A 10,421-nucleotide genomic window follows, 5' to 3' on the forward strand; every position below is an offset into this window, starting at 1 on the left:
AGATGGATCTATGACTGCAGGCCTAGCCTTTGAAGGTTTAAACAATGCCGCAACAAATAATGCTGATATATTGGTGATTTTGAATGATAACAATATGGCTATTGACCCTAATGTGGGTGGGATGAGCGAATATTTGTTAGACATCACCACTTCGCAAACATATAATAAGGTTAAAAATGATGTTTGGCGTTTTCTGGGAAAATTTAACCGAGTAAACCCAAACACACAAAAGTTATTTCAGAAAGTAGAACATGGGATCAAAACCATTCTATTGAAACAAAGTAATTTATTTGAAGCCTTAAACTTTAGATATTTTGGCCCTGTTGATGGACACAACGTGAACCATATGGTTAAAGTGTTGAGCGATTTGCAAAAAATTCCAGGACCAAAAATTCTACATTGCATTACAAAAAAAGGAAAAGGTTTTGAACCTGCTGAGCTAAATCAGACCTACTGGCATGCCCCAGCTAAGTTTAATGCAAACACAGGTGAACTTCTAAAAAAAGAACCTACAACTCCACAGATTCCTAAATTTCAGGAAGTATTTGGACATACTCTTGTAGAATTGGCTGAACTGAATGAGAAAATTGTAGGAATCACTCCCGCAATGCCTACAGGTTCATCATTAAATATCATGATGGAAAAAATGCCAGATAGAGCATTTGATGTGGGAATAGCCGAACAACACGCCGTTACATTTTCTGGTGGTTTAGCTGCAAAAGGAAGCATACCATTCTGTGCTATTTATTCCTCATTTATGCAACGTGCCTTCGATCAGGTGATTCATGATGTTGCATTGCAAAATGTTGATGTAGTCTTCTGTATAGATAGAGGTGGCTTGGTTGGCGCTGATGGTGCAACGCATCATGGTGTATACGATTTAGCTTTCTTCCGTTGTATCCCAAATATGACAATATCATCTCCTTTGAATGAGGAAGAATTACGTAATCTAATGTACACCGCTCAGTTGGGTGGTAAAGGGGCTTTTTCTATTCGATACCCAAGAGGCACAGGCCGCGAGTTGAATTGGAGAACACCATTCAAAGAAATAGAAGTCGGTAAGGGGCAAAAATTAAGAACTGGAAAAGATTTAGCTATCCTATCTATTGGCCCAATTGGCATGCAAGCATCTGATGCAATTGATGAATTAGAAAAACAAGGGCACTCAATTGCCCATTACGATATACGTTTTCTTAAACCTATCGACAAAGATTTACTTCACGAAGTATTCAAAAACCATCAGAATATCATCACAATTGAAGATGGTTCTATTATTGGAGGTTTAGGATCGGCTGTTTTGGAATTCATGAGTGATAATGGCTACGCTTCCAAAATTAAACGTTTAGGTGTTCCTGATAGATGGGTTGAACATGGGTCCCAAGAAGACCTTTATAAGGAATGCGGTTTCGATAAGGAAGGTATTATGGAAACTTGCATTAACCTACTAAGTTAAAGTCAGGTAATACCTACTCTAAACAATCCAGATACATTTAGTTATTACCACAAGCTGATTAAAATTTGGCGTGGCAATCATTTTAAGCATTAAATCACCATTACAAAACGGAGCAATAACCTTTTCAGCATTAAATCGTCACTACAAAACGGGGTAATGTCCTTTTAAGGCATAAATTCCTCACTACACTACGGGGTAACGCCCTTTTCAGTATTAAAAGCATACTACTCTGCAGGGTAATGTGCTTTTAAAGCATGAATTCCTCTCTACGCTATGGGGTAATGATCTTTTTAAGCCTTAAAAGCATACTACACCAAAATTTCGCCTACTTTTCAGCCTTTGTACAACATTATCCACTTTTTTAATGATCAAAAGCACCACATATAAAAAATGGTGCTTTTGATCATTAATCCTTTTCAGGATAATATTTAGCGTAAGTAAGAATTCAACATCCAAAGTGTTTTTTCTGTCTGAGAAATGTAATCGCTCATTAAGCTAACTGTTCCTTCGTCTTCGGCATCACTAGCCAAGCTAAGAATTTCACGTTCTTTTAAAATTAATAAGGAAAAGTTCTTTACGACAACTTCTATACCTTCGATCCCATTGGTTATTCCTTTCTCTTCTTTCAATTCCGATACCTTAAGGTAATCTGAGAAAGTATGTAGAGGCTCACCTTCAAGTGTTAAGATTCTTTCAGCAATTTCATCAACTTTAATCACAGCATCATTATATAATTCTTCAAATTTTAAATGCAATTCAAAAAACTCACGCCCTTTAATATTCCAATGCAGACCTCTTAAATTTTGATAGAACATTTGGTAGTTTGCAAGCAAATTATTCAATTTCCCATTTAATACGTTTGCTTTTTCCTGATCTATTCCTATTAGATTTTTCATCTTAGTTCTTTTTTATTCGTGATAAGCAAAAGCCTAATTTTGTTTGAGTATCTATTTATTTTTTTTAACACTACAAATATGAAACAAAAACAAACATAGATCAAATCGATTGTTTTTATATTTACATAGGCGTTCGCTATTTGCATTATCAATACGCCATTGATAGTACATTCCAAGATCAGTTTCAGAAAAAATAAAATTGCAAGATATTTATCTGTTCATATATGTCACTGCTATATGAATTGCCACGACATCGTTTCCGCTCAAATATTCCTCATTTAAGTTAGAGTGGATCACAACGATAGAATAAAAATCACTACTTTTGCGCCCTTGTAAACAAAATTTTTGACTAGATAAAGTATGGTAGAATTTTTTAAGCGGAAAGCCGCAAATTCAAAAGATGATATTCTTTCAGGTTTAACAGTGTCCTTAGCACTGGTTCCAGAAGCTGTAGCATTTGCCTTTGTTGCAGGTGTTGATCCACTAGTTGGTCTTTACGCCGCTTTTATGATTGGTTTGATCACATCCGTTTTTGGTGGTCGTCCAGGAATGATTTCAGGAGCTACTGGTGCACTAGCTGTAGTGATGGTGAGCCTTGTAAAAGATGGTAACCAAATGGGATTAGATATGATTGAGCCTATTCAAAACATGGGGTTAAATTATTTATTCGCAACCGTAGTTCTAGCTGGAGTTATTCAGTTTTTAGCAGGGATCTTCAAATTTGGTAAATTTGTCAGACTCATTCCTCACCCCGTAATGATGGGTTTTGTAAATGGTTTGGCCATTGTTATTTTCATGTCACAACTAGGCATGTTTACTCATAAAATAGATGGAGAATCTGTTTGGCTGATAGGCAGTGCTCTATATACAATGATCGGATTGGTTGTATTAACCATGGGTATTATGTACCTACTACCTAAGATCACAACTAAAGTTCCTGCAGCTCTAGCAGCGATTCTTACTGTTTCAGCTATTGCCATTTTTGGTGGATTAGATGTGAGTACAGTAGGTTCATTCATCCGTGATGGAGGTGGCTCCGGACTAAAAGGTGGTTTGCCAACTTTTCAATCTCAACTATTCACAATGGTGCCTCTGAATTTAGAGACAATCAAATTCATCTTACCATATGCATCTATCATTGCTGCTATCGGATTAATTGAATCCCTAATGACTCTTAACCTACTTGATGAGATTACTGAAACTCGTGGAAATGGTAACCGCGAATGTATGGCACAGGGAGCTGCAAATATCGTCACTGGTTTCTTTGGTGGTATGGGTGGATGTGCCATGATTGGTCAATCACTTATCAACGTAAAATCTGGTGGACGTGGTCGCTTGTCTGGTATTATTGCTGCACTAACACTCTTAGCATTTATTCTTTTTGCTTCTCCACTTATCGAGCAGGTACCTATTGCTGCTTTGGTTGGTGTGATGTTTATGGTTGTAATCGGAACTTTTGCCTGGGCAACCTTTGGCATCATGAATAAGATTCCTCGTACTGATGCCTTTGTTATTATACTTGTAACAGGTTTAACAGTCATGTTCGACCTTGCCATTGCAGTATTAGCTGGTGTTATAGTATCTGCTTTAGTATTTGCATGGCAAGATGCTAAACGTATTCGTGCACGTAAATCGGTAAGAGAAGATGGTACTAAGGTTTATGAAATTTGGGGGCCACTATTCTTCGGATCAATCACCACATTTAATTCAAAATTCGATGTTCATGGCGATCCTCAGGATGTTGAAATTGATTTCATAGAATCGAGAGTTGCTGACCATTCAGGAATTGAAGCGATCAGTAATTTAGTAGATAAGTATGAAAATGCTGGGAAAAGTATTAAATTGAAGCATCTTAGTGCGGACTGTATCACACTATTGCAACGTGCAGATTCACGTTTTAATGCTGTAATCATTCGCGATATTGACGATCCTCGTTACTATGTTGTTACTGATAAAGTGAAGATCGGATAAAGATTTTTTTTTCTCTGGGGTGAAAGTCACAGAGTTTTTTTTCACCTCTCCAACGCTTGTTGGAGAGGTGTTTTTATTTTATGTGCTTATCTAATTTATATCTTAAGCATCTCCTGAACGATTGGTCGTAATCCACTAAAGAAGAATTCTACTGCGATTACCATCACAATTAATCCCATCAAGCGCATGAGAATTTTATTACCCGTATCTCCTAGAAATTTTATAATTCGGGATGAACTCCAAAGAATAATATAAGTCAAAAGACAAGTAAGAAAAATCGCACCAACTAAAATTATCTTTGATTCAATACTCCCCGCCTCTTCCATCAAAACGATCCCATTCGTAATAGCTCCTGGTCCGCAAATCATTGGAATTGCAAGAGGTGTAATGGAAACATCATTCACATATTCGTTTATTTCGCTTTCACTTACCTTGATTTTGCTCAATCGTGCCTGAAGCATATCTTGCCCCATGATAAAGAAAATAACACCTCCTACTATCTTAAGACTGTTAACAGATATTCCAAAGAATTGAAATAACAACTGTCCCGAGAAGGCAAATGCAACCAGAGCTAAAAACGATACGATGGTTGCTTTTCTTGCTGTTTTCTTTCTTTGCTCGGCGTTCAAATCACCCGTAATCGTCATGAAAATTGGCATCACGCCAAGCGGATTAATCAGTGTAAAAAACGAAGTGACTGCCAAGAGTCCAAAAGTCCAATATTCATTCATTTTAAAAATTCAGTTTATTTTAAGCCTAGTTTCTTCGCTATCTCCAGAGGTATAGCATCTTTGTGCATCAATACTGATACGCTTTTGTATTCTACGAATGGTTTCGATGCATAGAAATAGCCTTCATGTGAATTCAAATCGGTTCCCCATGAATTTTTCACCAAGTAATACTTACTTCCATTCTGATCCTTTGCAGTCCCAACAATATGCATCATATGGTCCTCAGTAGACTCGTAGTTATCGAACGCTACCTGACGCATCTCTTGGGTGATTTCTTTTTCTTTCACAGGATATTCAGTTCCATAAACCGACTTCTGATCTTTACTCATATTCTGCCACTTTGAAATCTCAGAATCAGCCATATTTTTTGATTCCGTTTCTGGAACTACTGCAACACCTTTTCTGAAAGCAAATCCTTTTTCACTCACATCGCTTCCCCAGGCAATAGTATAGCCCTTCTCAATTGCATAATCAACAACTTGCATCATCTCATCCATTGGCACATTTAATACTTCGCCCAAAGACCAATTGTCAGCACCTTCGAAAATAAAACTCTCATAAAATGGGTGATGGGTATATGAAGTAATCGTTACGTAATCATCCATATTCAAACCCAAGTCTGATGTGAATGATTTTGTATTGAATTCTTTTCCTTTATACATGAATGACCCAGGAATATCTCCCAAATAAGCATCCAATACACCATCGAAACCTTTCATCCAAATAGGTGTGATTTTTTTGTTCTTATTTTTCACAACGGCATTAACATAGGCCTTCAAAATAACATCCATCTCGCCATGTACAGGAAGTGTTTCATCAAAAGTATTCCCTGTATAGGCCTCCTGTGGAAGAATACCGAATTGCTTAATCACATTTAAGGCATCCCAACCTTCAGCTCCTGCCGAAAAGCTCTTCATTCCATGAAAGCGTACATAATCCTTAGCCCTTAGGTGATAATTTCTATTCACAATAAACATTTCAGAAAGATCGAACTCACCTTTTCCTATTCGAATCAGTTCTGACTCTAGAAAAGAACTCATGGCATAAGCCCAACAGGTTCCTGATCGATGCTGATCTTTTACTTCCGTGGCTTTCAGTTGCTTTTCAATAGTAAATTGATAGCTTTTCTTTTCTTCTTTTTTCTTTCCAAATGATGATGAAACAGATCCCAAAATCAAAAGGATTGCGATTATAATTTTAGTATTCATTTTAAATATAAATTTTGGTAGTATAAATATGCATAAGTATTGGTAATACAATTCTTTGCTTGTATTTTTGAAGATCAAAATACAAAACTAATGATTATTGACATCATAGTTTCATATTAATTCAGAAGGAAAAAAGTAAACATCAATAAATTAAAAACACAAACAAATGAACAAACTAGCATCCTTGGCCTTAATCGCCATCTTTAGTTTAGGATTTACATCTTGTAAAGAAAAAGCTGCTAAAGAAAAGCAATGTTGCAAGAAGGAACACGTATCTCCTCTTCAGGAAAAAGTTAATGCTTACGCTGAAGTTGAATTGAAAACTGACATCTCAGTACTTACTGAAAAGGAAAAGCAAATGCTTCCTATCATGATAGAAGTAGCTGAAATTATGGAAGAGATTTTCTGGAAGGATGCTATTGGTGACAAAACAGAATTCCTTTCAAAATTGACAGATCCTGCTGAAATTGCTTATGCAAAAATCAATTATGGACCTTGGGATAGATTAGCAAACAATGCGCCGTTCATCGATTCTTTTGGTAAAAAACCAGCTGGAGCGAACTTCTACCCAGCTGATATGACTGCTGAAGAATTTGATGCTATCGATGATGAGTTAAAAACAAGTACTTATTCTGTTGTTCGTCGTGACGAAAATGGAAAGCTTATTGTTCTTCCTTACCACGTGGCTTACAAAGAGCAACACGCTAAAGCTGCTGAATTACTTTTAAAAGCTGCTGCTTTGGCAGAAGATGCAGGTCTAAAAAAGTATTTAGAGTTACGTGCTGAGGCCTTATTAACTGATGACTATTTAGCTTCAGATATGGCTTGGATGGACATGCAAGACAATACAATTGACTTCGTTGTTGGTCCTATCGAAACTTACGAAGATGCTCTTTACGGATACAAAGCTTCTCACTCTGCTCAAATTCTAGTTAAGGATAAAGTTTGGTCTAAAACACTTTCTCGTTTTGGTGCTCTTCTTCCTCGTTTACAAGAAAGTCTTCCTGTTCCTGCAAAGTATAAAGCTGAAAAAGCAAATGCGAATGCAGATATGAACGCTTATGACGTAATTTACTACGGTGGTGATTGTAACGCAGGTAGCAAGAATATCGCTATTAACCTACCAAACGACCCAAGAGTACATCTTGCAAAAGGTAGCCGTAAACTTCAGTTGAAGAATGCGATGCAAGCTAAATTTGATAAGATTTTAGTTCCTATCTCAAATCTGTTGATTGACGAAAGCCAGCGTAAGAACGTTAAATTCGATGCTTTCTTCGAGAACACAATGTTCCATGAAGTAGCTCACGGTTTAGGTATCAAATACACACTTGCTGATCAAACATTAACAGTTCGTAAAGCACTTAAGGATGCTTATACTTCAATTGAAGAAGGTAAAGCTGACATTTTAGGTCTTTATATGGTGACTAAATTAGCTGAGTGGGGCGAGATTAAAGACAAAGATCTAATGGATAACTACGTAACCTTTATGGCTAGTACATTCCGTTCTGTTCGTTTTGGAGCTTCAAGTGCTCACGGTAAGGCTAACATGATTCGTTTCTACCACTTTGAAGAGACAGGTGCTTTCACTCGTGACGAAGCAACTGGAACATACAAAGTTGATTTCGAGAAGATGAAAGCTGCAATGATCTCTATGGGTGAAATGTTGATGGTTCTTCAAGGAGACGCTAACTACGAAGGCGCTAAGAAATTGATCGCTGAAAAAGGGAACATCGGAGAATCTCTTCAAGCAGACCTGGATCGCGTAAACAATGCTGGTATTCCTAAGGATATCGTCTACAAACAAGGTATGAAAGTACTAGGATTGTAAAACCTAAACTTTAAGATACAGAAAAGCGGCTACTTCATAAGAGGTAGCCGCTTTTTATATAGTCGATATTTTAAAATATTAAGCTTTTGTATTCACCATCCAAATTGAGAAAACATTCAAATAGTTCCAGAATGAAATAACTAATTCTTCTGGTGCATCAAGTTTAGGTAGAATTTCTCTATAAGCATCCAACCATAAGACTCGTGCTTGAGGCGTAATTTTAAAATGTGCATGACGACTCACCAACATCGGGCTTCCCTGATTTTGATTAAAATAATCGGGACCGCCTAAAGCTTGAATAAAAAAATCTGATGAGCGCAGCTTAGCTGCCTCAAATTCCTTATCCCAACGTGGAAACATTTCTCCAATTTCACCTTTGCGTAAAATATCATAATGATCGCTCACCATCTTTCTCACGCCTTCTTCTCCTATACAATCTAATAATCTGACATCAGGACGCGTTACTTGAGGCCGTCCTCCCCCCTCAGGAACAGGAGCAATTTCTAATTTCATATTTAAGATCTTCATATAATAGCCACAATAAAGTCACCATATCAATTTAAAATATGGTTCGTTTCATATTTAATTACAAAATACAAATTAAATACTTTCAAGTCTTAATTTACCATTTTAAGCGAAGATTTTTAATCTGACATATTTTTTATAGATTTATGAGATCAAAACCTTACAATGTAGACAAGTTTTCTTGTTAAAAAATGACACAATATGGATACAAGCAAAGTTGATTTATTCCTGATGACAAATGCTAAATATTTTGAAAGTTATCAAATATCTACAATCAAAGATATGATTCAAGATTTAGATGATGATAAGTTCATTATTCTGCAAACCTTAAACTTAAAGGATCCAACTATTGCACTTATTCTGTCACTTTTAAATATTGTAGCACCCTTTTCATTCGATCGCTTTTTTATTGGTGACATCGGTTTAGGTATCATTAAATTATTAACCTGTGGTGGTCTTTTTATTTGGATAATCGTTGATTGGTTTATTATTATGGAGCGAACACGTCAGGTTAACTTCGAAAAGCTTCAACAAGCATTAATGTATAATGCCTAAGAAGCGATTATACCAGCTCGTTGCTCTACTTTCAGTTTTAGCTTACAGCTGGCTTATCTACAATTCCTTCTTTCTTAACACTAGCGAAGAAGGAATTACTATTTGTTGGTTTAAGACCATAAGTGGACTGCCCTGTCCAGCCTGTGGTTCTACCACTGGAATTGTAGAAATATTTAAGGGTAATTTTCACAAGGCCTTCCATTATAATCCATTTGCCTACAGCTCGCTTTTCATACTAATAGTATCTTCATTCTGGGTAACTTATGATGTTTCTACCAAAAAGGATGGCTTCTATAGGTTTTACTTGTCTGTCAACAACAGTCTAAAAAAAAAGAGAATAATCATACCAATTATCCTCCTGTTTCTTATCATATGGATTTGGAATATCTACAAAGCTATTCACTAAGTTTATTCTCAAGTTAATTCATGATATTTCGAGGTTTCCCCTCTAGCCATAGCTTAATATTATCAATCACAATATCAATACGCTTATCGAATGATTCATGACTGGCAAATGCCAAGTGTGGCAACATGATTAGGTTTGGTGCCGTAAATAAGATATGTTCTTTTTCCAAAGGAGGCTCCTTCTCGTAAACATCAACAGCTGCACCTGCAATTTCTCCATCTTCGAGAGCTTTGCAAAGTGCCTGACTATCTACAACTGGCCCTCTTGCAGTATTAATAAGTATAGCTGTTTCTTTCATCGTTTTGAATTCTTCAGCTCCTATCATTCCCTTTGTTTCTTCAGTCAAAGGGGTATGCAGAGAGATAATATCTGCTTCTTTTAATAGAGTTGGCATGTCAACAAATTCAACACCTTCAATCTGCTTTTCTGTTCGGCTATATGCCAACACTCTACAATTAAACACTCTGGCCATTTCTGCAACCCTTAGGCCGATGGCACCTGCACCAATAATTCCCAAACATTTACCATTAAGCTCTGTTCCTAAAAAAGTACCACGATTACCTCCAAAACGAGTAATCGCATCCCCCCCTACAATTTTTCTATACAAGGATAAAATCATACCCAGCGTTAACTCAGCAACCGATTCGGTTGAGAAACCAGCAGCATTACTCACCAGGATATCTCTTTCATTACAAGCCAACATATCGATATGATCAACACCAGTAAAGGCAACTGATATCATTGATAAATTAGGGCAGTTAGCTATAAAATTAGCCGAAATTGGAATATTACTCACGACAATAGCGTCAGCGGACTCGGCACGTTTAATCAATTCAGCCTCATTCTCA

At 36.7% G+C, this 10,421-nt stretch carries 11 protein-coding genes; 5 read left to right on the forward strand and 6 right to left on the reverse strand.

From position 1 onward, the window contains the following. Nucleotides 1-1,453: 1-deoxy-D-xylulose-5-phosphate synthase (dxs, locus tag ABY905_RS09440; protein WP_372642926.1), on the forward strand; the 1,453-nt coding region annotated here is incomplete at its 5' end. A gap of 428 nt (nt 1,454-1,881) precedes the next feature. Here dxs and ABY905_RS09445 read toward each other — a convergent pair. Then, nucleotides 1,882-2,349 carry a Dps family protein gene (locus ABY905_RS09445; protein WP_372642928.1) on the reverse strand — a complete coding sequence of 156 codons (468 nt, stop codon included), beginning with the start codon at nt 2,347-2,349 and terminating at the stop codon, nt 1,882-1,884. 360 nt (nt 2,350-2,709) lie between these two features. On the opposite strand from ABY905_RS09445, the gene ABY905_RS09450 reads away from it, so the two are divergent. Beyond that, on the forward strand, nt 2,710-4,320 hold the full coding sequence (locus ABY905_RS09450; RefSeq protein WP_372642931.1) for a SulP family inorganic anion transporter: 1,611 nt from the start codon (nt 2,710-2,712) through the stop codon (nt 4,318-4,320). Between the two features lie 95 nt (nt 4,321-4,415). Here ABY905_RS09450 and ABY905_RS09455 read toward each other — a convergent pair whose 3' ends face one another. Continuing rightward, complete coding sequence (locus tag ABY905_RS09455) at nt 4,416-5,051, reverse strand: MarC family protein (RefSeq protein ID WP_372642933.1); 636 nt, start codon at nt 5,049-5,051, stop codon at nt 4,416-4,418. A gap of 14 nt (nt 5,052-5,065) precedes the next feature. Then, nucleotides 5,066-6,259: an aminopeptidase C gene (locus ABY905_RS09460; RefSeq protein WP_372642936.1), complete on the reverse strand. Its 1,194-nt coding sequence runs from the start codon at nt 6,257-6,259 to the stop codon at nt 5,066-5,068. Between the two features lie 166 nt (nt 6,260-6,425). On the opposite strand from ABY905_RS09460, the gene ABY905_RS09465 reads away from it, so the two are divergent. Beyond that, on the forward strand, nt 6,426-8,087 hold the full coding sequence (locus tag ABY905_RS09465) for a dipeptidyl-peptidase 3 family protein (protein WP_372642938.1): 1,662 nt from the start codon (nt 6,426-6,428) through the stop codon (nt 8,085-8,087). Between the two features lie 78 nt (nt 8,088-8,165). On the opposite strand, the gene ABY905_RS09470 is transcribed toward ABY905_RS09465, so the two are convergent. Beyond that, complete coding sequence (locus ABY905_RS09470; protein WP_372642941.1) at nt 8,166-8,600, reverse strand: hypothetical protein; 435 nt, start codon at nt 8,598-8,600, stop codon at nt 8,166-8,168. Nucleotides 8,601-8,813: 213 nt separating this feature from the next. On the opposite strand from ABY905_RS09470, the gene ABY905_RS09475 reads away from it, so the two are divergent. Beyond that, nucleotides 8,814-9,167, forward strand: a complete 354-nt coding sequence (locus ABY905_RS09475; RefSeq protein WP_372642944.1) for a TM2 domain-containing protein — start codon at nt 8,814-8,816, stop codon at nt 9,165-9,167. Between the two features lie 37 nt (nt 9,168-9,204). Here ABY905_RS09475 and ABY905_RS09480 read toward each other — a convergent pair whose 3' ends face one another. Continuing rightward, a complete protein-coding gene (locus ABY905_RS09480) occupies nt 9,205-9,357 on the reverse strand; it encodes a hypothetical protein (RefSeq protein WP_372642953.1) in 153 nt (50 codons plus the stop codon). Between ABY905_RS09480 and ABY905_RS09485 the strand changes: the two genes are divergently transcribed. Then, entirely contained in the window at nt 9,328-9,573 is a 246-nt protein-coding gene (locus tag ABY905_RS09485; protein ID WP_372642951.1) for a hypothetical protein, read from the forward strand. The genes ABY905_RS09480 and ABY905_RS09485 overlap by 30 nt on opposite strands. A gap of 13 nt (nt 9,574-9,586) precedes the next feature. Here the strand turns inward: ABY905_RS09485 and ABY905_RS09490 are convergent. Next, nucleotides 9,587-10,421 (reverse strand): NAD(P)-dependent oxidoreductase (locus tag ABY905_RS09490; protein WP_372642948.1); only part of this gene is annotated, 835 nt, incomplete at its 5' end.

This window comes from Ancylomarina sp. (assembly GCF_041555295.1).
Classification (GTDB): Bacteria; Bacteroidota; Bacteroidia; order Bacteroidales; family Marinifilaceae; genus Ancylomarina.